The organism is Thalassococcus halodurans (genome assembly GCF_900108225.1).
In the GTDB taxonomy this organism is placed as follows: domain Bacteria; phylum Pseudomonadota; class Alphaproteobacteria; order Rhodobacterales; family Rhodobacteraceae; genus Thalassococcus; species Thalassococcus halodurans.
Genome location: NZ_FNUZ01000010.1, coordinates 1 through 25525 on the forward strand (window position 1 = coordinate 1; position 25525 = coordinate 25525).

Sequence of the window (25525 nt, forward strand, 5' to 3'; positions counted from 1 at the left end):
CGTCGCGCCAATGGTACTGCGTCTTAAGACGTGGGAGAGTAGGTCACCGCCAAACCTAGCAAAAACCTCAAAACAGTGTCTCTCACAAACGATGACAAATGGCGCGGGATGGAGCAGCCCGGTAGCTCGTCAGGCTCATAACCTGAAGGTCGCAGGTTCAAATCCTGCTCCCGCAACCAACACCCCTTTATGTTTACGCATTGAATAGTCTTTACGGCTACTTTTTGCGTTATGTGGTATCCTGAAACACATAGAAGAGTTCCTCCTGTGCCGTTTTGTGCGACCAGAAGTTCGCGGATGATGTGTGCTGGATGGTCAACCAAGCGTCCAAATATTAAATCCAACGCTCTTCCAGCCTAATCGCATCGCAAGAACTTAAAAAGTTCATGTGAGATGTGCCAAACAGCACTTACAGTTCCGGCCGTTTTGGTCAGGATTGATCAAATTCTGATCAATTTTAAACGCAAAATACTGCATTCAAAATTTCCAAACTCCAGCGCCGATCCTAGAAACGGCGCTGACCAAACCAAGAAGATTGAAGTTAGCTTTGGTGCACCGAGGCAAGCCATTAGCAACGTCATCCGACGAGGCCAATGGGGAACTATAGACTATTGAAGTGCTCTGTCGATCCGTAAGCTAAACCGTCCGAAACGGACTATTTTATCTAAACTTTTCAATTACCTAGCCGCGCTCCGCAGAGAAAAATTACCAGGGTTAAGCGTGGCGCCATCCATTCAGCCAAAGGCGAACGTACCCCAAGCACAAATGTATTTTTCAGGGAGTTTTTCCAAATGCGGTCAATTTCATTTCTTGTCGGTGACCTTTCCGATGTACGGATTACTATCTTCGAACTCGACGATGGCAGTATCCAATTCGATATCACATCAGAAAGTGGTGCCACACTCGACCTTCGCGCCCTTTATTTCGATTTGAATGAGGCATTCGAGAGCCTCTCGGATGGCTTGTCCATCACCGGAGATCATCTCGCAGCTACTACCTTTGGAGATGACGACGTCACCCAAGTCGGCAGCGGAACATCCATCAATGGTACCGTGGTAAATGAATATGGCGCATTTGACGTAGGCGTCGGCTTTGCTGATACGCAAGAGGACCTGACGTCGATCAGCTTTACCATTTCCCACGACAGTGAAGCGCTTGATCTTGATATGTTTTCTTTGTCTGACATCGGGTTGCGTTTGGACGGGGGTGATCCGAAGATCGGCGATGTATCATCCATGGCTCTGCTCGCTGTGGCTGATGCATACCAGCTCGATGAAAACACCACATTGGTGGATGTGAACCTTTTGGCCAACGACAGGCAGTCTGACGAATTGCGGCTGTCGGGCCTAACCATCGGCGGTGTCATCATTCCGTTGGAAGCATGGACTGAAGTGGCCACCGATGGCGGAAGAACGGCTCTTGTCTTTGCTGGTACTGACGGTTCTTTGCAGGTCGTCGCGGGTGAGTCATTTGATGATCTGAATATCAATCAGACCGACACTCTGACGCTGAATTACAGTTCCGTTGATGCCTATGGATCGCGCGATGGCGCATCGATTTCGATCACAATCAACGGTGTAAATGACGCACCGACAGTTGCCGCACCACTGACGGTTCGCACCGAAGAAGACATCGCGCTTCGCGTCGACCTGCTTGAAGGCGCATCAGATGTTGATCTGGGATCCACGCTCGGTGTCGTTGAGGTGGTTGAAGACAACGCACAAGGCGGTTGGACGCTGGATGGGACCGAGATCGTTCTTGATCCGTCCTATTTCAACAGTCTGAACCAAGGGACATCGGCAACCCTGACATTTACCTATTTTGTCCAAGACGAATGGGGCGCTCGCGATCAACAGACACTAGAGCTTCAGATCGACGGCTTGAATGACGCGCCTACTGTCGCTGGCGCCTTGACCCGTCAGGTCAGCGAAGAAGACGCCGTCTTTACCGTTTATCTGCTGGCGGGCGCGAGGGATCCGGACAGGGGCGCGACATTGAGCGCCGTGAACCTGACAGAAGCATCCGGCCAAGGTGGATGGACACTTGATGGTAACACCATCACCATTGACCCGAATTATTTCGATGACCTGAACGACGGCGAACTGGGCGTCCTGCATTTCAACTATCTTGTGCAAGACGAATTCAACGGGACCGTTGAACAAACCCTTACGGTCAACGTCGAAGGCTATACAGACGCGCCCTTTATTGCTGTCGAAATCGCTGCGGGCGACACCGCCAATGTGGTTCTGCTTACCGTGACGACAGAACAGGCGCGCGACGAACGTGTGGCGCTTTCCTTCTCGGGCCTGCCTGCGGGCGCCATCGTGCGGAACGCAGCCGGAGAGGACGTGACATCGGGCGTTCCTGATGGTCTGGGCGTCACCACCTATGTCGTCACCTTGCCGCTGAATCAGGACCTTGAAAATTTCAACGTCACGGTCGCCGGACTAGAGCCTGACGGGACCGTCATTGGCACACGCGACGCCGTTATCGAACTGAATTACGAAGCTGTCGAAACGACCAATACCCTAACCTTCCAGGCGCTTGACCAGAATATCTGGGCGGCTGGTGACGAATTCTCTGCGACATTCTCTCAGTACATTCCCCTACTTGGTGGCGACCGGAAGTATTTTGAACTGACGGACGCGACGACCAACGCGGGTACGGTCTTTATCAAGAATGGCGAAATCGAATGGATTCCCGGCGACGCCTATTCTGATCTTCTTCCTGGTGAAACCGCAGAGGTGACATTCACCTTCTATTACATCGAAACCGACGAAAACGGCGTTCCCCTTCCGGATGCGATCGCGACCGAAGAAACCATGACCGTTATTGCGACCGGCGGAGACTTTATGACAGAGTTTTCTGGCGAATACCTCACGATCCGCGACGGCGTTGTAACAATAGACGCCCTTCGTACTGTGGATGCACTCGACAATCCGTTGTCGACCGGCCTGTTGACGCTGATTGATATCAACCTGAACAGCGATGATATCTTTGCATCTGTGATCAACCCGTTGAAAGACGCGCGAGATGCGTTTGCCGGCCAGTTGCTGGAAGAAGAACGAAAGCTGGCCCAAGCGATCTTGGATCGCGATGCGGTTTTTGAAGAAGTGGAATTGCTCACGATCTTGATGGCGCAGCGGGCCGAAGTCGCTGCGCGGCAGCTCGTATATAATACGGCCAATTTCGCGGTTAACGCCTTAGACGATGCTTTGGGCTTTTTCGAAGACGCGCTGGACGCTGCGGAACGCGCCCTGTCTTCGGCGCAGTCAAGCTTGAACTCTGCCAAGTCGGCAACCGCAAGCGCAAAGGCAGCCTACCTGGACTCGATTGTCACGGTCTTTGGCGTCCAGGTTGGCGATCCAATCAAATATGCTATCTGGAAAGCTGCTGAAGCGGCGCAGGCCATTGCCCAAGGGGCAGTGAATCTCGCCGCGGAGGCTGTGGATCTGGCGCAGCAGGCGTTGGAAGAATTTATCGCGGATTCATCGCTCGATTTCCTTGAGCAACAGCTCGCCAATGCATTGGCAGCCCTGAACGAGGCTAAGGCCGACGTCGCAGCGACCGAACAAGTGCTGGAGGATCGCGGTTACTATTCAGACGCCACGACGGCAGATGCAGGCGATCTTTTGCGCGCCACCGGTGAACTGACCTTGGCACAAGGCGAGGTGCTTCTTTACGAAGGCACGACGCTTGGTCTTGAGGCTCTGCTTGCCACAGCGCAAGGCCTGGTCGACGGCGTACAGGCCCTGATCGACACGACAGACTTGCAGGCCCTGCTTTCCGCAAGTGCCGAAGCTTATGCGCAAGCCGGCTTGCAGTTCGACTTTTCGGTATCTGGCGGGTCGGTCGATGCCGCTGTCGAATATAACCTGACCACTGTTTCCGGTTACAACGAAGCCACAGACGTCATGACGATCACCGTCGGTCTTGAAAGCATGACAACGGACGGCGACATCGCGTTTTCCACCGTTAGCCCCAACGTCCAAATCTACGCAGGGCTGCTTTACGATCTGGGCGCCAATTTCGAATTTGTCGCAGATTTCTATGCAGCGATTAACACTCTGGTATTGGCCGATCTTTCACCCAACTCGGATGGCGTCGGCATTTCGCCTTCGGTGCACCTGGAAGGTTCGATCGATTTCGTCGATTTCGACTCGCGTGATGGCGACAGCCTTACGTTCGGTATCGGCAGCGGTACCACCGCTGACCTTTTGGAGTTCACGCTTGGCGTACCGACCATCGAAACTCTGGGCACCGAAACCGACCCGTCGCTGGCCTTCTTCCAAGAGGGCGATCTGCTTGAACTGGATTTCGACGAACTTCTGGGCGCTGTACGCAGCCTTGTTGAAGCCCGGATCGAGCTTAGCCCCGAAATGCAGGCCTTGTTGAACCAAGCGGGCATTGATCCCGCCGATCCGGCCAATGGCGAATTTATTGAAGCGCTGGTTCAGGGCCTGAGTATCGCCTTGGGTGCAGCGATTGGCGAAGGTGATACCGATGGCGATGGTGTTGTCCCGATCTTCCTTCTGGATGCGACGGATGACACGAACGGCGCGCTGCTGCATATCAACACCATCGCTGATGACACGTCCGGCATTAACGAAGACTCGCTTGGCCAGTTCGGCTTCTACGCGGCTTACGGGGAAAGCGATAATATCTTTGAGGTCACGCTGGATGTTGATCAGCTGATTGCGGTCATCGCCAATCGTGCCCTCGCCAACCCGACACCTATTGTTTTCAATCCGATGGATCTGGAATTCGGTATTGAAGATGCACTTGAAATCGCGGGCGTCGATCAGGAAACCCGCGACAAGATCGAGGAATGGTTCAACCTCAGCCTGAACGCTGAATTCCTTGATCTGGATGTGACAACCGGCCTGAACTTCAGTCAGGAATTCACGCTGTCGCTGGATGATTTTGATTTCAAGTTCACAATGGAAGACGGCACCGAGTTCCTCACGACTGCAGCGGACCCGACCCTGAACATCACGAATGCAAGCCAGTACGATGCGAATGGTGACGGCAGAATTGACTATAACCTGACGTTGACGCCCAATGCTTCGTTCTCGAACGACACCGAACTGGGTCTGGGTTTCAGCTATGCGCTTGATGTGATCAAAACCAGCCTATCGGCCGGTATCAACATCCCGCTGAACGCAATTTTCGGGACAGATATCGATATCTTCGGGCTGGGCGATGACAGTATCGAACTGGACTTGTTCAACTCGGCGATTGGGCCGCTGTTCCGCGTGCAGGGTGATATCGACGCCGTCACGCTGGACCTGTTCGAAGACAGGTTTGAAATCAACTTCGGCACGCAAAGCGTGGACCTGTCCTCGGACGAGTTCCAGTTCGTATAGGCCGGACTGACGATCTGTTTAGGATTTAGAACACGCAATAAAAAAGCTCGAAACCACCGGTTTCGAGCTTTTCTTTTTCGGGATCTACGTTTTTCAGCTTGTGAAAGACGACAGTCGCGCTTGCATCGCGTTGCGGCCAGTACCGGTTGCAATCAGGCAGCTGACGCCGCGGTGCGGGACCGTCACTGTGATGGTCCAGCGATCCGATTTGCCGTTGCTGTACACTTCGACAGTGTTCTTGTTCGGCAGAACCCCGACGTATTCCAGATTCTCACCGAATTTTGCGGACAGCTGCGTGGCCACGTGTGATTTGTCGGCGCACTGTGCTGCAGATGCGGAGCCCGCCAGTGCGAATTGCGAAGCAGCGAAAATTGCCGCCAATGCAAATGTCTTTTTCATGTCTCTTCCTCGAAGTATTGCCTGCTACCTAAATTTCGGGACAAGAGCCTGACATTTAGTAAATTCAAAATGACCCATGTCTGCAGGATCAACTTCGTTTAGGAATCGTTCAGCCGAAGGACGAAATTGTGTTCATTTTTGGATTTTGTTTCTGGAATGTCAGGCAGACCAGATTTGCGCCTGCGTTCTCAGAGACCGGATTTGCTGCACACCAAAACGCTTATGCAGCCCGCGTCCGACCAGATCCAGGTTCTGCTCTTCGCTCACATGGCAGGCAAAACCGTACCGCCCCAGCAGGGGCACGGGCGTATAATCGCGGCAAATAAAGAACAGTTTCGCAAAGGGCGCGCGATGATGTTCGCTTAAAAGCCCGAGCAAGCGACCGGCAAGTTCTTGATTTGGCGCGTCTTCTACAAGGATGCCTATGACAGGCATACTTGAGGCGTTGGCGACCCATGCGATACTGCCCAATGGGACCGGAAGAACGGGCAAGCCTTTCTTTGATACGCTCAGATCAGGGTTTGATCGGGGCACGTCGACAACAGCCGTTCCGAAATCAATGTCCAAGCGAAACGCGTGTTCGGATCGTAGCTCGCGCTGCAGACTCAAGAACTCATGCCGCGCCAACTTTTCGCCCAATTCGTCACGGCTGTTTCCGACCTGCCGCAGCAGACGGAGCGTTTCGGTATTTTGATCACCGGTTTCGAACGGATCAATCATCGACTGATTCCTTTTCGCGAAGGTGGGTCAGTAACACGTCGGCCATCGCATCCGCGCCGTTAACGACCCTCGGGCGTCCGCGCGGGCGGGCTTTGTCCCATACTTTGGCAAAGAATGTCCGCAAATTCGATCGTGGTGCCGACAGGCCATCGCTTTCCCAAATGTCGGACCATCCTTGGGATGCCGCAAATTGTGCGCGCGACGGCTGATCATCCATTTTTGCATGAGCGGTCGGAATGAACAGAACCGGACAGTCGACGCCTAACAGCAATTCGTGGAACGAGTTGTATCCAGCAGCCGAGATGATGCCGTCAAAAGCCTGCACATATCGCGACATCGGATAGACCGATCGGATGTTCACGCCGTCCGAGTCCGAAGGAATGGCGGCAAGCGGTGATCGCGCCCAGACCAAATCTACCTTTTCAGCCTTCGCTGCATCTGAGAGAATTTTGTGCATCACGTCCGTTGCGGCGAGCGTGTCGCCCCCCAAAGAAACCAAGCACAACCGGCGGAAGCGGGGCAGTTTTAATGCGCGACGCGCGGCAGACCGATCAAGAACCCCATTGCGAGGGCGGAAAACGACCGGCGCTGTAACAACCTCAGAAGCCAGCCCTTTGGAAAAGTCATGAGGACGCCCTGTCGGACCTTGATCCGCTTCGCCCGCCAAATCGCCAGGGATCAGCACCAGATTACAAAGCGCGGTGTCGGCCAGTTTCGCTGGATCGACGTCAGGCCGCCACATGCCGCGTCGGATCCAGACCAAATCCGGAGCGTGACAACCTGCGGACCGCAACGCGTTCATTAACCAAGGCGAGATGTTGCTGCTGTCGATCAACACCGCGCTGAACGCGTCAGAGCGCAGGAATGTGGTGAACGACGCGGTTTCCCACTCTTCCCAATCATCCGACTCTGCGCCCAGATGCTGGGCGGTCTGGCGTAGGATCACCGGATAGCCTGCGGCCTGAATAATGCCAGCGGCCCGCGAGTAGCACCAAAACGAAATCTTGGGTTTAGCGCCGTCCGCCGCCGCCGACATCAGTGCATCAGCGATGGCCAATTGCCGTGTCAGATGCCCCATGCCGACGCCGTTCGGCGTGATGAAAAGATAGTGCTGGCGCGACGCCCGGAGCGCGCCTTGGGGCAGGCCATTGGCAAAGGTGCATAGGTCCAAAACGTCACCGCTGGCCATACCCGCTGTCTCGATAAGACAATGGCGGGCAATTCGGGCCCAGTTGACCAACTTGGCAGGAATGGGCTGTTCGCCTCGATCGGTATCGACGACAAACTGATCGCGATCGGTGATGTAGCGAACAGTTCTTTCTGTTTGGCGGTCGGCGCTGCCGGAATGCAGCACCTCAATGGCCAGACCGTTCAACTCACCCTCAGCCATTTTTTGCGTGTCATCGGACAACGCCCAAAGACTGACCTGACCTTTGGCAAACCGCCGAAGCAATTCGTTCAGAACGCCAAGTTCGTTCTGAAAGCCGTCTGTGTCAGACAAAACGTCGGGCTGGCGGATGACGATGTTGATCTGGCCGGGCTGCGTGATCAGGCTTGCGGCTTCGGCCAAAAACACGTGCTGCGAAAGAAACCAGGCCGAGTCTGTGCCCGCTGCCCCGCTGCGTTCATCAAAGTCGTGTAGAATGGCGTCAGGAAATCTGTTCTGCAAATAAGCGCCAAGCAAACCCGTGCAGGGGTCGTCTTGGGGGCCGCAAACATAAATACGTTCAGGTAAGTTGGCGGTCAAAACGTCGCCTCTTGTCGATACGAAAGCAACGCATTCCTTCCCAATGCGGACAGGGAATACCTGTCGCGGATAAAGTTTCGACGGTCTTTGGCGGGTGCGGCCAAGGCTTCTGGCAACCACTCCTCGATCGCGTCGGCGGCATCAGTGGCTGATATGATCTCTGGCAACACCAGTCCGCTTGACGGGCCTTCCGACTGAATGGCCGAGCGCACGCCACCGACGTCACAGCCAACAACCGGAAGCCCAAGAGCCTGCGCTTCAAGAAGCACGTTCGGCGTACCTTCGACGCGGGACATCAACAGGACAATGTCGGACCCTTTATAGATTGCGCCGATTTCATTATGACTGCCTTCAAGCTGTACATTATACAGCCCCAGTGTTTCGCAATGGTATACAGCCCCAGTGTTTCGCAATGGTCTTCGACTTCGGCGCGCAAAGGGCCGACGCCAATCAGTCGTGCCTGAATATCGAACTGCGAAATTTCGGTAAGGTGCGCGATTGTGTCCAGCCAAAGCAATGGCCGTTTATTTGGCGCCAGCCGGAAAACGCCGGTAATAGTAACGGTGCGTTTTCCGTCGGTGATGGACTGTGCCTTTGCCCGTGGCATCCGGAAACGGGATAGATCCAACCCGTTTTCAAGCACACGCACAGAGCCTCTGTCCATGTCCAGCCACGCCTCGTAATCGCGTGCGCCTTCTGTGGCATTGGCAGTCAAAGTGACATTAGGTAGCGCGCAGAGGGCACGGAATAACCCTTGGAAATCCTGTTGTGCGCCGGGTTCTCGTTTTTGCGGCTGCATATTGCGGGCCGACATGACGATGCTTTCGATGCCGAGATGGGCACCCACGAATCCTGCCGCAAGCGACGCCCTGTCCTGCCATCCGTGCAAAACATCGGGTTTCAGTTTCTGAACGAGGCTTTGAAGGGCAACCACGTCGCCCCTTAGGGGGCTGGGCAACAGCAAAACCCGATCTTCGAAATCCTTGTCGGTGATGTGCCGCTGTTCGGTCTGTTGCTGCAAATCATGAATGCGCACACCCAGCGTTTCCATGTCCTTCAGGAAATGCGCACGGCCCCGATCCTGTGACAGCGAGAATAGGGCAACATCGATATTCTCGGCGGCAATACCGCTATGGATCAGCGCCTTGACCAGCACGACCAACTGACGCTCTGCGCCGCCACCAGCCAACGAAGCATTCACCAACAAAATCTTGCAGCGCTCATCATCCAGTGACCGGAGCGGACGGGCAAAATGCATATGGGGTGGGAAAGGCAGTAGGCAATCGGGCGACGTAAACGCAGCACCATCCGAGATGGTTTTGATCTGGTCCAGACGTGGCCCGAAAAGCCGCTTTGCCGCTGCAAGTGCTTCTTGCACGGTTTTGCCGATCGGCACCTTTTGCTTGGACAACCAAACCAGCCGCCCGATTTCACCGTTTTGAAGCAGTAGATGCTGGACGCGGTTCCATTCGCGATCTGAAAGCGGATCGAAACGGTGTTCGTTCACAGCCTTCAGCAACAGTGCGTCGGACAGATCGCTCATTCCGAATATGGAAACAGCCGACATCAGATCGGCCAATGGTGCATGGTCTGCCAGCATATCGGCGATCAGCGTTTTCGCCTCGGCATAGCGTTCAAGCCTGTGCAAAAGCCGAATGCGGTTCAGTAGCGTGGTCGCGCGCATCGACGGAGACCGGCGACCCACGGCGGTCCAGATCGCAAGAGCATCGTCGAGATTGTTCAGCGACGTGGATATGCGGGCCAAGCGGGTGTGAAACCGGTCATCCTCAAGAAAGCGGCGCATTTTGCTGCGGCAGCGTTTTTCGGCTTCGATCAGACGTTCGTTCGCACGCAGGATATCGATTTCCGCAAGCGCCGCTTCGGGGTCGTTATCGCTTAGTTCGGCGATCAGCCCGAGCGCTGTCTGGGGATCACTGTCGCCGATGGCCCGCGCCAACAGCTTGGCAACCGAGTCCGGCATATCGGAATGGCCGAACACAGATTTCAGGATGATCCGCGCGCGTTCAGAATTGCCCTGATCCAATGCCAGCTTTGCATCCGACAAAGCCATTTCGCTTGTGTAGGTGCCGGCCACGGCAAGCCGTTCGCGCACCGTAATTGCCAGTTGATCGAGGCCTGCGTTGGTCAATTGGCGGGCCAGATACTCCCACAATCCGGGGGCGTCCTCAGCCGACAGTCCGCTTTCTTCCAGAAGCAAAATTGCGTCGACATAGTCACCGGCAGCACACCTGCGCATCACGTCTACGCGCAACGCTCCGGCATCAACGGGCTTGAACGCCCGGTCAGGGTCACTGTCGACCAAATTCATTATGCACACAAAACCGAAGTCTAAAATTCATCGTTTTATCAATCAGAGGCACGAATCACCCCAAAATCAACCTATTTTTTTATCTCCGTTTGATCAACAATCGCCCGATTTTTGACCTACTGGCCCCTATAAAAATACCACGCAATTTTAAGTTGTTAGGTTGGTCCGGGCCCAAATATGTGTCGCAGACCACAGAATGTGACCGAAATGTGGTGCAAAATAAGGCTTTTTAGGGGATGCGGCACTGCAAATAAGGAAAAATTGACCCAATTTCAGTCACATGCTAATCTTTAGATAATAATAGAACGACCAATTTTGCGTAAACTTTAACTAAAGATAACCGGAAATAGCGAATGCGCTGTCGGTTTTCTACTTTGAAGCGATCGTTGGCAACGAATTAGCCAAGGTGTAAAAATGAAGAACTTTCTGCTTGCGGCAACAACCGCGCTAACCTCTTCGCTGGCTCTCTCAGCTGCGGCTCAGAGCGTTGCAACACAGTCCATCGACGAAGCGCTGGATGGTCAGCTTGACTTCCGTCGTACCGCGTATGCGGTGTGCATTGATCTGCCCACATGCGAAGTGGCTGGCGTAACCGTCACAGCTGAACGTCAGGTTGGCGATGGCGATGTATGGGTTCCTGCCACTCTTTACTGGGATCCGGTTGACGGTTTTGGCGTTCAGGGCGGCAATCAGAATGACGAAATCGACGTGGATGAACGTCTGGTCGTCGAATTCGCTTCTCCTGTTCAAACGCGCGGCATCTGGCTGAGCGACGTCTTTATTTCCGAGGCGGGCCGCTACCAGACAGTGAATGCCAACGCAGAAGACGCCGAAGTTGCGGACTTCGAAATGTTCCGCGGTAATGCGCCCGTATTGCAGGCGCGCATGTCCGGCCAGATCGATCTGCCTCGCGACCCGTTCAACGGTCTTTTCCCCGAGGCGTTTGTCGAAGACGGCGATCTTCTGAACCGTCTTTTGATCGGTACTGATGATATCAGCATCTATATGCCCGATCCAGATGGGACCGGCGTTGTGACGCTGCCGCTTGGCGATATTGATCGTGAAAAGCAGGCGATTTTCGCAGGTGTCGAAACAGTAGACATTCCGATTGCAGAATTGCTTGGCGGCGCAACGAACATCACTGTGTTCAAAGCCGGTTCTGAAAACGCAGCGCGTATTCTGGCTGCGCGGGACAATCTCGCAAGCCTTGAAAAGCTGCGCATAGACGCCACGAACGCGCGTCGTGTGGGCAGCATCCCGAACGGAGAAATTGGTTGGTACTCGGGTAATGGTATCGCCGTGGATCGCATCGTTTTCACCAGCGAGCCACTGACAAGTAACGACTATTCCATTGCTGGAATTGTGATCCAGTAGGGAAGTTGAGATCATGAAGAAATTTTTCAAAGTCATAGCTTCGAAACGATTTTGGACAGGTGCATTTGTTCTGTCGTCCGCGGGCGTTGCTTCGGCATTTGTGGTCGCGCCCAAGGATGATGTTTTCGATGGATGGCTGGAGGCCCGGCGTGAAATCGAGAAAGCCCAAAGCGAAACAACACTTTCCGAACCGATCGAACGGCTTCTGGCCCGTTTGAAAACAACCTCGGACTACCGATCGATTATGTCGATGTCTTATGCCGTGGCTTTGCCAGAGGAATTGTCGGCTCTGGATAGCTTCTGGACACGGTATTTGGCGAGCCGGAATGATAACGCGGGCTTTTCCGAATTGATGAGAGTTCGTTCGCGCGTTGTAGGAAGCGGCACATTTGACCGGCAGTCCTATCTAGAAAACTGGCTCTATCTTGCCAACAATGACTCGTATGATGGCTGCGGCAGTAGTGGTGGAAACTGTGGTATCGGTGAAGGCCGCGACGGTGGTAACGGCACTAGCAACGAAGGTGGCGGTGTCGGACCGACCAACCCATAACGGATCGATCCTGCTTGATCGACGAATTCGGTGCTGAATAATTGCGGGGCGGGAAAACATTGGTTCTCCGGCCCCGAACTGCGATTTAAGGACCAAAAGGTTTTTGTGAACGATGGCGACCAAAATCGGTAAGCGAAGGATCACGGCTCTTATGAAAAAAGGGCACCCGCGCATGATCAGCGAACGCGATGTGAATAGGGTTCGTAATGTTGCAGAAGCTCTTCCCAAGAATTCGACCATCGTTGAAATGGGCCCTTGGTTGGGTGTCCTCAGCGTAGAATTGGCGGCTTTGGGCAATCTATACGTCATCGATAACTTCAAGTGGACGAAAGATCACAACCGCCGTGTGCCGGATTTGATCGAACCAGGCGAAAGCTTTCGCCCGCTGTTCGAGGGTATCATGGCGCACTGTGGGGCCGCTGTTCACATCCACGAAGCGGATTTTGCTAAATTCGAGTGGACGGACGGCGAAATCGATATGCTGGTTATCGATTCACCAAAGGCAGCAGATGCTTTGATGCAGTGCTTCCTGCCCGTGGTGAAACATCTGAAGCCTGGCGCACAGGTCATGATCAAGAACGGATTGAACCCGCAGTTTCATGACATGATGGCCTATGTGGACCGGCTTGTGTCATGCGGGGTTTTTGAAAGCTCGCCCAGTAATCAGGCGACAAAGTCCAATGTGCTGTCGCTGATTGCAAAAGACATTCCTGCGGACATTGACGAAGTTCTGGAAAAGCAGATCGATGCAGCGAATGCACCTGCACAACCTGCTAATTCAGATGCGAATGGCCCCTATGAGGTCGCGCAAATCATCAAGCTGGTTGAAATCGGTGAATGGTCCGATGCCTATGACAGGCTGTCCCTTCTCACCCCGGATCCGGCCAATACCCAGCTTTGGGAGCGGCTTGAGCCAACCATCGATACACGGCGGATTGATCCCTCGGATCTTGGCCTGTTTTCAGAAATTTTCGCGATCCAGAACGACACCGTTGCGCATCTTCAACCGGTGGCGGATATCAAGAAAGGCGCCCATTTGGCGATGCGGGCCTACTGGCTGAACAACGCCGACAAAGCATGGCGCGGCAAGGCCTTTGCCCCACGTATCATCGAACGCGCTTTTGATTTCGGGTATATGAGCTGGCCGCGCACGATCCAGAATCTGGTCAAAGGTAAGGACATTCTGGATGTCGGTTGTGGTCCGGGATTGCACGGCATCGGCTATCTGATTTTGGGTGCGAATTCCTATATGGGCGTTGATCCGATTGCGAAGCCCGATAAGGATCGCGCCAAGAACCTGACCGCCAAGCGGAAAGAACCCTTTGGCTGGACGCCAAGGCAAATCCATCAGCAAATCCCACCGTGGAACGTCACGCCCGCGCCCCTACAGTCGTTGGACAAAGGGGACGGTTTCGATCTGGCGGTGCTCCACAATGTAACAGAACACCTGTCCGATCTTGAGGGCATCTTCCAAGCCATGGCCGAACGCCTGCGCCCGGACGGAAAAGTGGTCTACAACCACCACAATTTCTATGCGTGGAACGGACATCACCTTCCGCCGAAAACCGTGTCTGCCATCAACCTTGATGACGCGGGCCAACGCGAGATGATCGATTGGGGTCATGTCGAATTCGATCCACCCGAAGGTCACTATATCGGCCGTGGCCTGAATAGGATCCGTCTGGATGATATCATTGAGCTGACCCACAAATACTTTGACGTGGAAGAATTCGATGAACGCCCGTCACGTCCGGATACGGGACTGGGCCGCCTTACGGACAAGATCAGGGCACGCTACCCGTATCTTACGGATCGTGATTTCGAAACGCAGAACCTGTTCTGTATTGCCGCGGTCAAGAAAAAATCGAAGATAAATAAGTAAATATATTAATGATTTCATAGCTTTGAGAAGAGACATCTCATTAGAAGGGGAGAGCTTGTGAATCTTCGAAAAACTTTTAAATTCGTGGTTTTACTAATTGCCGTATTGAATAGCTATAGTTCGTCTGAGGCGCAAACTATATCGGTCGAAATTGAATTGGATGACGCATATAGCCAAGTTAGAAAAGCTAGGTTGGCTGTAGAAACACCCAGTGAAATGGCGGATGTCATCGCGTCGTATCAGGCCTTGGCGGACCAGGGACATGCGCTGTCCGCCTATCGCCTCGCACGGATTTATCGCTTTGCCATTCTGGTTGAAAAGGACCTCGGGAAGGCCGTCGAGTACTATCAGAAGTCTGTCGAACTTGGACGAGCTGAATCGCTAGGAGAGTTGGGAATCGCATTGCTTTATGCGGGCAGGTCCGAAGAAGCATATGCAGCCTTTGAAAAGGCCGACGAAGCCGGGGTGACGGGCAGTCATGAACTCGCCCGCGCTAGGGCCAATGTACGCGGTGATTTTGGCGACATTTCTGATCAACAGGATGGCATGGCCGAACTTGAGGCGTTGTGGGCCGATGGCGATCAGCGTGCCGGATCGACATTGGCGCAAGCCCATTACTATGGCTGGTCGGGTCAAGTGGACCATGAAAAAAGCCTAGCGATCTTTCGGCAACTTGCGGATCAGGGCGACGCCTATGCATTGGACAGGATCGCGGTCTTTTACCGCTATGGTTATGTGGTCGAACGCGACTACGCGCAGGCGATGAACTATTACCAGCAAGCTGTTGATGCAGGTCGCGAGAAATCAATGTTTGGTCTCGCCGACGTGCAAGTACGACTGAACAGGGGTAGTGCTGCTTTGCGCACCTTGCAGAAGGCCTCGGAAGCCGGCTTAGAAGATGCCGGCCTGGAAATCGCGGTAGGCCATATAAATCGCGATTTTGGATATTCCACGGATGTTCAGAAGGGTGTCAGTGCCCTGCTTTCTGGCATCGAGGAAGACAAGATCGACTACAAAATCGCCGCGGTTGAGCTGCTTGCCGAAGGCCGTCGATTTAGTACGGATGTGCCGGCCCTAGTTGCCGCCCTTGAAGCAGAAGCAGATCAAGGCAACGCCAGTGCGGCCGGTGCGTTGATCCAGCTGACCCGTGAGAAGCCGGGGTTGGTTGAAAACGCATGGCGGAAACGGCAGGACTATCTTGAGGCTTATTCCGAAATTCTGTCAGATAGGACCCGCGCGACGGAAACTGTTTATCTGACACTGGATAGCAAACGCCCGCGCGAGGTTGGACCTGCGTTGTCGGATCTGCTTGCAGGGTATCAGGATGATGCTTTCCGCTATGGGTTCCAGCGCGTGTTCTGGGAAGACAAGAACGCCTATACCTATTTGTTGCAGGAAAAGCTGAAGGACCTCGGTTTGTACAAGGGCAACGTCAACGGTTTGATGACGAAAAATACGGTCCGCGCCGTGCTCAGCTTTTGTCGCCGAGTCGAAATCTACGACGAGTGCATTCACGGCCCGATGCGGTCGGGCGCGATGCGTAAAATCGTAGATGCGCTGGTGCCTGCCGGGGCATAATCACTATCTGGCAGCGGTCTTCGGGCCGCGGTCATGCCCGAAGCAGACTGATGCGCTAAGGCGCTGAATTGCCAGTTCGCTCAAAATTGAACGTTTTTCTTTTCGACGTTTCGAAAATCCGTTACCCACAAGCGTGGCTCTTGGGTGCGGATCACGATGACCGAATTGAAAAAGTGGTATCTGGCACAATTGAAGCCGAACAGCCACGCAATCGCACAGCGCAATCTTGTAAGACAGGGGTTCGAGGCCTTCTTGCCGATGCATCAGGCGACAACACGCCAACGCGGTCGCTTTGTGTCGGCGTCCAAGCCACTGTTTCCCGGTTATATTTTCGTGGCCTTTGACACGGGCGGAAGTGCGTGGCGCTCTGTGAACGCGACGCAGGGCATTACCAAGCTTGTGAGCTTTGGGTCTACGCCCGCTGAAATCCCACCTGAATTCATCGCCGATCTAAAGCAACGTTGTGATGAACGCGATCAGGTCATTTCTGACACAACGCTTAAAGAGGGCACCTGCGTGGTCATTACACGCGGGCCCTTCACCGATGCTGTCGGGCGCATCCTGAGCATTGATGAAAAGCAGCGCGTTTGGTTGCTTTTGGATCTCATGGGGCAGCAATCCAGACGCGCCGTTGACCGATCTGCTGTGCAGGCGGTTTAGAGCGAGTGAGGCCAAGCTGGAACGGCCAACCTGGCCCCGTCGGAACTAGTTAGAGATGGTCAGCGAGTTTCCGGTTACCTCCATTTGAGGTGATCGATCGGGTTGCGGTGACTGATCGGGGTAGCGGTCTTCCGTTGTGCTGTCGTCTGGATAGTCCGGAGTATCACCGCCGTTTTCGTCATAGGTGCGCCGGTGAGGGCGGCATTGCTCGGTCTCGCGGTTATAATCCTCGGTGCAGCCTTCGTTCACCGGTAGGCAAAGATTAACGTATTGCCCCTCTGTCATAAGAACAAAACCGTCTTCGCAGCCACTGGCGCTGCCATATTTGTCAAAGGTCGGTTCGGCCGTAATCAACGGCATGTCCGCTTCCGAGCAGGCCGATAGGGCGAATCCAACAAGCGTTATTACACTAAGCGTAATGCGCATTTTTTTGGGGCTCCTGATTCTGGGGGCTGTGCCCCATTTCATCAATATCGAATGCCTCCACTAAAAAGAGGCTAGTCCCATGAATTTCAGGGCGTCAAACACCTGATCTTCTGCATACTGCTGCTCTCTCGAAACGTGAGTCGGATTTACTTTTGCGCCTGACAACCGTGCTTCCGCGCGCCCTAAAATCGCAGAAATTCGCGTAAAATCGCGGCGAACCGCGCACCAACGAAGGGCAGCGGGAACATCTAATATCGATCTTAGGGGAATTGGTGCCCAGGAGAGGACTCGAACCTCCACGGCCTTGCGGCCACTGGCACCTGAAGCCAGCGCGTCTACCATTCCGCCACCTGGGCAGGTGTCGTGGGGGGCGATGTATCCATAAGCTCAGACAGTGTCAACGCACATTTTGCGACTCTTTTACTGCTTTCTTTCACTGCACCTTGCCCGAGGCCCTTCAGAGGGCTAGACACAGGCCCAACAGCAAGATCTGGAGAGTGATCCGATGTCGAACCTCGTCACTATTTTCGGCGGCTCAGGCTTTGTCGGCCGGTACATCGCACGACGTATGGCCAAAGAAGGTTGGCGTGTCCGCGTTGCGGTGCGTCGCCCCAATGATGCGTTGTTCGTGCGCCCCTACGGCGTTGTCGGTCAGGTCGAACCGGTGTTCTGCAACATCCGCGATGACGAATCGGTTCGTGCGGTCACCAAAGGCGCAGACGTGGTTGTGAACTGCGTGGGCGTTCTTGCGGAAGACGGCAAGAACACCTTTGATGCGGTTCAGGCGGAAGGCGCGGGTCGTGTCGCCCGTATTGCGGCTGAAGAATCGGTTCAGCGCATGGTCCAGATTTCGGCGATCGGCGCCGATGCGGACAGCGATAGCGAATACGCCCAGTCCAAAGCCGAAGGTGAAGAGGCCGTGTTGGCCGCCTTCCCGACGGCCATGATCCTGCGTCCGTCTATTGTGTTCGGTCCGGAAGACGAATTCTTCAACCGTTTCGCCAGCATGACCCGTTTCGGTCCGATCCTGCCCGTCGTGGGCGCGGACACAAAATTCCAGCCGGTCTATGTGGATGACGTGGCTCAGGCCGCAGTCAAAGGCATTCTTGGTCAGGCCGAGCCCGGCATCTACGAACTGGGCGGCCCCGACGTGCGTACGTTCCGCGAATTGATGACAGAAATGCTGTCTGTCATCCACCGCAAGCGGTTGGTGCTGAACATCCCGTTCTTTGCGGCGGGCATTATGGCCAAGCTGATGGAGCTGGGTCAGACAATCAGCCTTGGATTGGTTCCGGCACAGCTGACAACGGATCAGGTGGCCAACCTGCGCAACGACAACGTTGTGTCCGAGGGCGCCAAAACGCTGGCTGATCTGGGGATCGAGCCGACAACAATAGCGTCGGTTCTGCCGTCCTATCTGTGGCGCTTCCGCCCGTCGGGCCAGTACTACGACATCACAGAATCCGCGAAAACCTTGCGCAACTAAGCCAAGGTTTCACGAACTAAGATCAGCGCGGCCTTCTGGGCCGCGTTTTTCGTTTCTCAGGCGTTTTTCAGGCCTTTGAATAGGGGGCGGTTCCGGCAGTACTCCGGCGTGTCATTCTGCGGCACAGGCATTGCGTCCAACCAGCGTTCGCAGGTGCAAGGATGGGAACATCCAGTGCAGGCCAGAACAGCGTCCGAAATTTCGTCAAAGTTGATGTCGCCGCGCAAAGCACGCTCTTCCAGATCGATGCCCAGTTTCGAGGCCATCAGGTCCACCAGACGGGCGTGCTTCTTCAGTGTTTCTCGTCCAATCATGTCGCATCCCTTCGTGTCATACACGGGCAGGATGCCGTAGCGCCCCCTTAGGCGCTTTGACTCAGATCAAGGGGTCTTACAGCGCGCTGGCCGCTTTGCGCACCGTGTTGATGCGGTCCTTGTTAGGGGGGTGTGTGCCGAGGAACTTGTTGCCGGGATCGGGCAGGCGGGTAAAGAACTCGGCCCCGCGGATTGGGTCATAGCCTGCACGTGCGGTGATCCGCGTGCCAAGGCCGTCCGCCTCCAGCTCGAAATCCTTGGAATAGCTGCGCGCGCCAATCGCTGCGCCGAATTCTTCGGCCGAACGTACGCTGGACGCGCTGGCACCCGACATGGCCGCAAGGCCCGAGAAGATCACAGCGCCCACGGCGGCGTTCTGCTGCGTACGTTGCAGGTGACCCAGAATGTGGTGGGCGGCTTCGTGACCCATGACAAACGCCATTTCATCCTTGTTCCGGACTGATGCGATCAGGGCAAGGTTGAAGGCAAGGATCGGTCGTCCTTGGCGGTCGATGGTCTGGAATGCGTTCGGGGCCTGATTGGGGCGGTCATCGACGACGATGTTGAAATCACAGTTCGCACGCGGCGCAAGGCGGCGGCATTCCGCTTCGGCCACGGGCTCTACCGTTTCGACCACGGTGATAAAGTTCCGCGCGGCAGTGCTGGCACGTTGCTGGATTTCTGCCTTGGTCGGTTCGGGCTGCGTTTGCACCGGCTTCGTCTGGGCAGGCGGCGTCGGGTTCGGAGCCGGAAAATCGGCCGCGGTACAGGCGCTTAGCGCAAGAAGAACCAGAACTGGGATCAGGCGGTACATGACATCTCCGAAATTTGTCATGGTTGAAATTAAGCGCAGTTCGCGTTGGCCGCTAGCCCCTTATAGGCGGTTTGGAAAGCGGGCCAGAGCGCCTATATGTTGCGTATGACCAGACCATTGAAAGTCTTGTATAACGATACTTGCCCGATTTGTTCACGCGAAGTCGACATGTACAAGAGCATGACAGACGCGGAACACGGGAATGTCACCTATTGTGGGCTAAGCACCGCCACATACGCCGACTACGGCCTAAGTGCCGATGACGCCGCGCGGCGGTTTTATGTTGTCAGCGACGGGCAGCTTGTGTCCGGTATGGATGCCTTCCGCATGCTTTGGCGGCAGTCTTCGAAAACCAGATGGATGGCGACTGTCACGGGCCTGCCTGTGCTGCGACAACTGACCGGCCTACTTTACGATCATGGCGCAGCTCCGATCCTTTTTGCGATGCACAAGCGCAGGGAAAGACTAGGCAAATCGGAAAAGCAGGGCTAACCTGAGTTCATGTTCAGCATCGAGCACGAATTTGACTCAACCGTTGTGACTCTTGTGGATGAAGGCGACGCCCCTCTCCAAGAGGATGTGATCGTCAACACATTCGAAGAGTGCATCACAATCGAACAATATGACCCGCGTACAGACAGGACGATGATGATCACCCTGTCGATTTCGCAGATGCGCGATCTGGCAGCGGCGATTGCCCTGCCCGAAGGCGTCTACACCCGAACGGACGACGACTAACGCAGGTCGACGCGAAACCGTTTATCGCGGGACGTATCACCCGACACCAGAACCAGTCGCGACGGGGCAATGCCGATTGCCTTGGCCAGCAATTTGCGCACGGCCGTATTGGCCTTGCCGTTTTCCGGAACAGTGGTGACATAGACTCGGATCTGTTCGCCCTCGGCCTCAATCCGGTTCTTCGACGCGCGGGGTGTCACGCGGACGGTGAATTCGGTGCCATCAAGGGCAAGCTGACTGAGATCAGGATGCGACATACCCCCGTTTATACAGAGCTTTTTTGTCAGAAATAGTATCCAGCGGTTGAAACTTGGCCCCGCTGCGCAGAAATAGAGGGCATCAATCGGAGACACCGCATGCCCACACCCAATCCCCAAGCCCTCGAGTTCCTACTGTCGCGTCGTTCGCGCCCTGCCAAAACTCTGAAGGCACCGGGGCCGGATGCGGATGCGCTGATGCCGATCCTGACCGCTGCCGCCCGCACACCGGATCATGGCAAGCTGGAGCCATGGCGCTTTATTGTGTTGCAGGGCGATGCGCTGACCCGTCTGGCTGGCGTTGCCAAAGAACGCGGCGCGGCGCTGGGCTTGGATGAGGACAAGATCGCCAAAGGCCACGACCAGTTCGCCAACAGCCCCATGTGCGTGGCGGTGATCGAAGTGCAGAAAGACGCGCCGAAAATCCCGCCGCTTGAGCAGACCTATTCTGCAGGCGCCGTTTGTCTGGCGCTTTTGAACGCGGCGCTGGCCGCTGGCTGGGGTGCGAACTGGCTGTCTGGTTGGGTCAGCCATGATCGCGGTTTCATGACAGATGCGCTGGGCTTGGCGGACAACGAACGTGTCGCGGGCTTCATCCACATCGGCACGGAAACCAGCACCCCGCCCGAGCGTCCGCGCCCTGATCTGGACGCGATCACCACTTGGGTCGACGCATGATCATTTCCGCTTTCTCCAAAACGCTGGGCCAGCTAGGCGACCCGCGTTTCCGCCGTGTTCTATTACTGGGCATCGGCTGCGCCCTGCTGCTTTTGGGCGTGATCTACGCGGTATTCGTGACGTTAGTGGGGTGGTTCACGCCTGACGTTGTCACCCTGCCGCTGGTGGGCGAGGTCCGCTGGATCGACGACCTGACCAGCTGGGGATCCGCCATTCTGATGTTTGTGCTGTCGATCTTCCTGATGGTGCCGGTGGCCTCGGCCATGACGGGTATCTTCGTTGAAGACGTGGCACAGGCGGTCGAAGATAAACACTACCCAAGCCTGCCGGCCGCGCAGAAGGTTTCTCTGTCTGACACGCTGCGCGATACGGGCGTATTTTTGGGCGTTCTGATCGGGGCCAACATCGTGGCGCTGATCCTGTATATTTTCTTCAGTCCGTTCGCCCTGTTCATCTTCTGGGGGCTGAACGGTTTCCTGCTGGGCCGTGAATATTTCACTATGGCCGCCATGCGCCGTGTTGGCCGGGCCGAAGCCAAAGCCATGCGCCGCCGTCACATGCCCACGATCTGGGCCGCTGGTACCTTGATGGCGATGCCGCTTTCGGTTCCGCTGATCAACCTTGTGATCCCGATCCTAGGCGCGGCCACCTTTACCCATTTGTTCCACCAACTGCGTCGGAAGACCGGTTCAGGTTATTGAACCAGTCGAAATCCTCGATAGTGATCATCCCTGTGATGATGATCGTCGCGATGATCGCCCAAAGAACAAAGGAAATAAGCGTGGTGATCCAGGCTTTTTTCTTGAGGTTATGCACCTCGGGCGATCCCGCATGGGTGCCGGGAACAACTTCACCTACATCGCCTTGCGTCTGAAGACGGAACGGAATGACCACCAAAAAGGTCATGAACCAGATTACCGAATATAGGACGAGTCCGGATGTAATCCCCATGTGGGCCTCTTTCAGTCAGTGACGATGGCGGACGCGCGTGCCCGCCACCCCATACCTGTGTCAGACTTGCTCAAGTTCAACAAGGCAGCCGTTGAAATCCTTCGGGTGCAGGAACAAAACCGGCTTGCCGTGTGCGCCGATCTTGGGTTCGCCTGTGCCCAGAACGCGGGCACCTGTTTCTTTCAGGTGGTCGCGCGCCGCGATGATGTCGTCGACTTCATAGCAAACGTGGTGGATGCCGCCCGACGGGTTCTTTTCCAGAAAGCCGTTGATCGGGCTGTTGTCGCCCAAGGGGTACAGCAGTTCGATCTTGGTATTGGGAAGTTCGATGAAAATGACGGTCACGCCGTGATCCGGTTCATCCTGCGGCTCGCCGACTTTGGCACCCAGTGCGGTGCGGTACTGATTGGCGGCTGCTTCCAGATCAGGAACAGCGATGGCGACGTGGTTCAAACGACCGATCATTTTATGGTCTCCTCCTAAATGCGTTGCGTGCTTATGACGTGGAACGTTGCCACAGGGCAAGCGACACGGGGTCGCTGTTAACTTCACGTTAGCTGTGAATCGCCACTCTCCGAATCCATAGGCTGCCCAAGGAGAGTGAGATGGACGACCTTAGAGTGAATGACGGACTGCCACGCCCTACCGCCAGTCGCCCTCTGCTCGGGCTGACGGTTCTGGTGGTGGAAGACAGTCGCTTTGCCTGCGATGCAGTGCGGCTTTTGTGTATTCGCAGTGGCGCGCGTATCCGGCGTGCTGACTGCCTGAAATCGGCGCGACGACATCTTGAGGTCTACAGACCTTCGGTGATCATCGTGGATATGGGGCTGCCCGACGGATCGGGGGCCGATCTGCTGGCCGAATTGAAAGACGCCAAGCCGCGTGTTTCGGTGATTCTGGCCACCAGCGGTGATCCCTTTGCCGCAGAATGCGCCATCGCAGCGGGCGCGGACGGCTTCCTTGAAAAACCGATCAACAGCGTGGGCCTGTTCCAGCAGACCATTCTGAGCCACCTGCCCCCCGAACGCCGCCCACGCGTGCCGCGCTCGGTTCCGGATGAACGGATCAAACCCGACCCCATCGCCTATCGCGATGACATTGCCCACGCGGTCGAGGTGTTGGGCGAAGAGCAAACTGGCCAGACGCTGGACTATGTAAGCCGGTTCCTGTCGGGAGTGGCCCATAGCGCCGGCGACGCGCCCTTGGCCGATGCCGCCGACCGCCTGTTTCAGGCTCGGGTGTCCGGCGTGCCGGTTTCCAAAGCCCTGACGCAGGTCAGCGGATTGCTACATGACCGTCTAGAGGAAAAGATCGCAATCTAAGGCCAACGAAAAAGGCCCGCGCCATCACAGCGCGGGCCTTTTCTAAGTCTGCTATGCCGAAACTTAGTCCTGCGGGATCACGCGCAGGCTCAGTTCCATCAGCTGGTCGCTGGCCGGTTCCGACGGTGCATTCATCATCAGGTCTTCGGCGCGCTGGTTCATCGGGAACATGATGACCTCGCGGATGTTCTGCTGATCAGCCAGCAGCATCACGATGCGGTCGATACCAGCGGCACAGCCACCGTGCGGCGGGGCACCATAGTGGAATGCATTGAACAACGCGCCAAAACGGTTCTTCACCTCATCCGCGCCGTAGCCTGCGATTTCGAACGCCTTCAGCATAACCTCGGGCTTGTGGTTCCGGATCGCGCCGGACACCAGCTCGTAACCGTTACACGCCAGATCGTACTGGAAACCTTTGACCTCAAGCGGGTCGCCGTTCAACGCGTCCATACCGCCCTGCGGCATCGAGAACGGGTTGTGTTCGAAGTCGATCTCGCCGGACTCTTCGTCTTTTTCGTAGATCGGGAAGTCGACGATCCAAGCAAAGGCAAAGCGGTCTTTTTCGGTCAGGCCCAGCTCTTCGCCGATCACGTTACGCGCCTTGCCCGCAACGGTTTCGAACGTCTTGGGCTTGCCACCCAAGAAGAAGGCCGCGTCACCGACGCCCAGACCCAACTGCTGGCGGATCGCCTCGGTGCGCTCGGGGCCGATGTTCTTGGCCAGCGGACCGGCGGCTTCCATACCGTCAGCACCTTCGCGCCAGAAGATATAGCCCATACCCGGCAGGCCTTCTTTCTGCGCGAACGCGTTCATGCGGTCACAGAATTTGCGGCTGCCACCTGTCGGCGCAGGGATCGCGCGGATTTCGGTGCCTTCCTGCTCAAGCAGCTTGGCAAAGATCGCGAAACCGGAACCACGGAAGTGTTCGGACACAACCTGCATCTTGATCGGGTTGCGCAGGTCGGGCTTGTCCGAACCATACCACAACGCTGCATCGCGATAGGAAATCTGCGGCCATTCCGACGGCGCATCCACTTTGCGGCCACCGCCGAATTCTTCGAAGATACCCGCCAGAACCGGAGAGATCGTGTCAAAGACGTCCTGCTGCTCGACAAAGCTCATTTCCATGTCGAGCTGGTAGAAGTCTGTCGGCGAACGGTCAGCGCGCGGGTCTTCGTCGCGGAAGCACGGCGCGATCTGGAAGTATTTGTCAAAGCCCGACACCATGATCAGCTGTTTGAACTGCTGGGGCGCCTGGGGCAGGGCATAGAATTTGCCGGGGTGCAGGCGGGACGGCACAAGGAAGTCACGCGCACCTTCAGGCGACGATGCCGTGATGATCGGCGTCTGGAATTCGCGGAAACCTTTGTCCCACATGCGACGGCGGATCGACGAAACAACGTCCGAGCGCATCGTCATGTTCTTCTGCATCGCTTCGCGGCGCAGGTCGAGGTAACGATACCGCAGGCGCGTTTCCTCGGGGTATTCCTGATCACCGAAAACGATCAGCGGCAGTTCGTCGGCAGCGCCCAGAACTTCCATATCGCGGATGAACACCTCAACCTCGCCCGTGGGCAGCTTGGGGTTCACCAGTTCGGGATCGCGCGCCTTAACGGTGCCGTCGATGCGGATACACCATTCCGAGCGGACCTTTTCCACCTCTGAGAAAACAGGGCTGTCCGGGTCACACAGCACCTGAGTGATGCCGTAATGGTCGCGCAGGTCGATGAAAAGAATGCCACCGTGGTCGCGGATGCGGTGCACCCAGCCAGACAGGCGGACGGTTTCGCCGACGTGGTCTTTGTTCAGTTCGACGCAGGTTTTGCTGCGGTAAGCGTGCATGATAGGGCCCCTTGGCGTGCCGAAGTTCAGCCGCCGATACACAGGTGATAGGACCGGAAGTCAAGCCAAACGCCCGTTTCGGGTGCGAT

At 55.7% G+C, this 25525-nt stretch carries 24 protein-coding genes and 2 tRNA genes; 13 read left to right on the top strand and 13 right to left on the bottom strand.

What is annotated here, in order from left to right; translation table 11 throughout:
• Positions 1-102: 102 nt before the first annotated feature.
• A tRNA-Met gene (locus C4S59_RS18885) sits at positions 103-179 on the top strand.
• A 612-nt stretch (positions 180-791) separates the two neighbouring features.
• Entirely contained in the window at positions 792-5366 is a 4575-nt protein-coding gene (locus C4S59_RS18890) for a cadherin-like domain-containing protein (RefSeq protein ID WP_103911912.1), read from the top strand.
• A gap of 93 nt (positions 5367-5459) precedes the next feature.
• Here C4S59_RS18890 and C4S59_RS18895 read toward each other — a convergent pair whose 3' ends face one another.
• From C4S59_RS18895 to C4S59_RS19615, 5 genes are all read right to left on the bottom strand, one after another.
• Positions 5460-5765, bottom strand: coding sequence for a hypothetical protein (locus C4S59_RS18895; RefSeq protein ID WP_103911913.1), 306 nt, complete (start codon positions 5763-5765; stop codon positions 5460-5462).
• Between the two features lie 159 nt (positions 5766-5924).
• Positions 5925-6485, bottom strand: coding sequence for a hypothetical protein (locus tag C4S59_RS18900; protein WP_103911914.1), 561 nt, complete (start codon positions 6483-6485; stop codon positions 5925-5927).
• Positions 6478-8154 (bottom strand): hypothetical protein, encoded by a 1677-nt coding sequence (locus C4S59_RS18905; protein WP_146064564.1) that lies wholly within the window; start codon positions 8152-8154, stop codon positions 6478-6480. The genes C4S59_RS18900 and C4S59_RS18905 overlap by 8 nt, the downstream gene beginning before the upstream one ends.
• Before the next feature lie 74 nt (positions 8155-8228).
• The gene (locus tag C4S59_RS18910) at positions 8229-8645 is read right to left on the bottom strand and encodes a glycosyltransferase (RefSeq protein WP_160006962.1); all 417 of its coding nucleotides are present in this window, start codon (positions 8643-8645) and stop codon (positions 8229-8231) included.
• Complete coding sequence (locus tag C4S59_RS19615) at positions 8528-10561, bottom strand: hypothetical protein (protein WP_160006965.1); 2034 nt, start codon at positions 10559-10561, stop codon at positions 8528-8530. The genes C4S59_RS18910 and C4S59_RS19615 overlap by 118 nt, the downstream gene beginning before the upstream one ends.
• A 414-nt stretch (positions 10562-10975) precedes the next feature.
• Here C4S59_RS19615 and C4S59_RS18915 point away from each other — a divergent pair, with 414 nt between their 5' ends.
• The 5 genes from C4S59_RS18915 (at position 10976) to nusG (ending at position 16605) form a co-directional block, all read left to right on the top strand.
• Positions 10976-11935 carry a hypothetical protein gene (locus C4S59_RS18915; RefSeq protein ID WP_103911917.1) on the top strand — a complete coding sequence of 320 codons (960 nt, stop codon included), beginning with the start codon at positions 10976-10978 and terminating at the stop codon, positions 11933-11935.
• A gap of 13 nt (positions 11936-11948) precedes the next feature.
• On the top strand, positions 11949-12485 hold the full coding sequence (locus C4S59_RS18920; protein WP_103911918.1) for a hypothetical protein: 537 nt from the start codon (positions 11949-11951) through the stop codon (positions 12483-12485).
• Between the two features lie 172 nt (positions 12486-12657).
• The gene (locus tag C4S59_RS18925; protein WP_160006968.1) at positions 12658-14367 is read left to right on the top strand and encodes a class I SAM-dependent methyltransferase; all 1710 of its coding nucleotides are present in this window, start codon (positions 12658-12660) and stop codon (positions 14365-14367) included.
• A 57-nt stretch (positions 14368-14424) separates the two neighbouring features.
• Positions 14425-15945 carry a tetratricopeptide repeat protein gene (locus C4S59_RS18930; RefSeq protein WP_146064565.1) on the top strand — a complete coding sequence of 507 codons (1521 nt, stop codon included), beginning with the start codon at positions 14425-14427 and terminating at the stop codon, positions 15943-15945.
• Between the two features lie 156 nt (positions 15946-16101).
• On the top strand, positions 16102-16605 hold the full coding sequence (gene nusG / locus C4S59_RS18935; protein WP_103911921.1) for a transcription termination/antitermination protein NusG: 504 nt from the start codon (positions 16102-16104) through the stop codon (positions 16603-16605).
• A 45-nt stretch (positions 16606-16650) separates the two neighbouring features.
• Here the strand turns inward: nusG and C4S59_RS18940 are convergent, their stop codons facing one another.
• Positions 16651-17031: a hypothetical protein gene (locus C4S59_RS18940; protein ID WP_146064566.1), complete on the bottom strand. Its 381-nt coding sequence runs from the start codon at positions 17029-17031 to the stop codon at positions 16651-16653.
• 270 nt (positions 17032-17301) lie between these two features.
• Positions 17302-17387 (bottom strand) — tRNA-Leu (locus tag C4S59_RS18945).
• A gap of 149 nt (positions 17388-17536) precedes the next feature.
• Between C4S59_RS18945 and C4S59_RS18950 the strand changes: the two genes are divergently transcribed.
• Entirely contained in the window at positions 17537-18517 is a 981-nt protein-coding gene (locus C4S59_RS18950; protein WP_103911923.1) for a complex I NDUFA9 subunit family protein, read from the top strand.
• Positions 18518-18573: 56 nt separating this feature from the next.
• Here the strand turns inward: C4S59_RS18950 and C4S59_RS18955 are convergent, their stop codons facing one another.
• Both C4S59_RS18955 and C4S59_RS18960 read right to left on the bottom strand, forming a co-directional pair.
• Positions 18574-18831: a DUF6455 family protein gene (locus C4S59_RS18955; protein ID WP_103911924.1), complete on the bottom strand. Its 258-nt coding sequence runs from the start codon at positions 18829-18831 to the stop codon at positions 18574-18576.
• Between the two features lie 76 nt (positions 18832-18907).
• The gene (locus tag C4S59_RS18960; protein ID WP_103911925.1) at positions 18908-19645 is read right to left on the bottom strand and encodes a M48 family metallopeptidase; all 738 of its coding nucleotides are present in this window, start codon (positions 19643-19645) and stop codon (positions 18908-18910) included.
• A gap of 105 nt (positions 19646-19750) precedes the next feature.
• Here C4S59_RS18960 and C4S59_RS18965 point away from each other — a divergent pair, with 105 nt between their 5' ends.
• Together C4S59_RS18965 and C4S59_RS18970 are read left to right on the top strand one after the other, a co-directional pair.
• Complete coding sequence (locus tag C4S59_RS18965) at positions 19751-20137, top strand: thiol-disulfide oxidoreductase DCC family protein (protein ID WP_160006971.1); 387 nt, start codon at positions 19751-19753, stop codon at positions 20135-20137.
• Between the two features lie 9 nt (positions 20138-20146).
• A complete protein-coding gene (locus C4S59_RS18970) occupies positions 20147-20383 on the top strand; it encodes a hypothetical protein (protein ID WP_103911927.1) in 237 nt (78 codons plus the stop codon).
• Here C4S59_RS18970 and C4S59_RS18975 read toward each other — a convergent pair.
• Positions 20380-20640, bottom strand: coding sequence for a DUF167 domain-containing protein (locus tag C4S59_RS18975; protein ID WP_103911928.1), 261 nt, complete (start codon positions 20638-20640; stop codon positions 20380-20382). The two genes, C4S59_RS18970 and C4S59_RS18975, sit on opposite strands and share 4 nt — an antisense overlap.
• A gap of 99 nt (positions 20641-20739) precedes the next feature.
• Between C4S59_RS18975 and C4S59_RS18980 the strand changes: the two genes are divergently transcribed.
• Together C4S59_RS18980 and C4S59_RS18985 are read left to right on the top strand one after the other, a co-directional pair.
• The gene (locus C4S59_RS18980) at positions 20740-21318 is read left to right on the top strand and encodes a nitroreductase family protein (RefSeq protein WP_103911929.1); all 579 of its coding nucleotides are present in this window, start codon (positions 20740-20742) and stop codon (positions 21316-21318) included.
• Positions 21315-22019: an EI24 domain-containing protein gene (locus tag C4S59_RS18985; RefSeq protein ID WP_103911930.1), complete on the top strand. Its 705-nt coding sequence runs from the start codon at positions 21315-21317 to the stop codon at positions 22017-22019. The genes C4S59_RS18980 and C4S59_RS18985 overlap by 4 nt, the downstream gene beginning before the upstream one ends.
• Here the strand turns inward: C4S59_RS18985 and C4S59_RS18990 are convergent.
• Both C4S59_RS18990 and mce read right to left on the bottom strand, forming a co-directional pair.
• On the bottom strand, positions 21970-22269 hold the full coding sequence (locus tag C4S59_RS18990) for a DUF1467 family protein (protein WP_103911931.1): 300 nt from the start codon (positions 22267-22269) through the stop codon (positions 21970-21972). The genes C4S59_RS18985 and C4S59_RS18990 overlap by 50 nt on opposite strands.
• Before the next feature lie 60 nt (positions 22270-22329).
• Entirely contained in the window at positions 22330-22734 is a 405-nt protein-coding gene (mce, locus tag C4S59_RS18995) for a methylmalonyl-CoA epimerase (RefSeq protein ID WP_103911932.1), read from the bottom strand.
• Between the two features lie 140 nt (positions 22735-22874).
• Between mce and C4S59_RS19000 the strand changes: the two genes are divergently transcribed.
• Complete coding sequence (locus C4S59_RS19000) at positions 22875-23591, top strand: response regulator (protein WP_103911933.1); 717 nt, start codon at positions 22875-22877, stop codon at positions 23589-23591.
• A gap of 63 nt (positions 23592-23654) precedes the next feature.
• Here C4S59_RS19000 and aspS read toward each other — a convergent pair whose 3' ends face one another.
• On the bottom strand, positions 23655-25436 hold the full coding sequence (gene aspS / locus C4S59_RS19005) for an aspartate--tRNA ligase (protein WP_103911934.1): 1782 nt from the start codon (positions 25434-25436) through the stop codon (positions 23655-23657).
• Positions 25437-25525 lie beyond the last annotated feature (89 nt).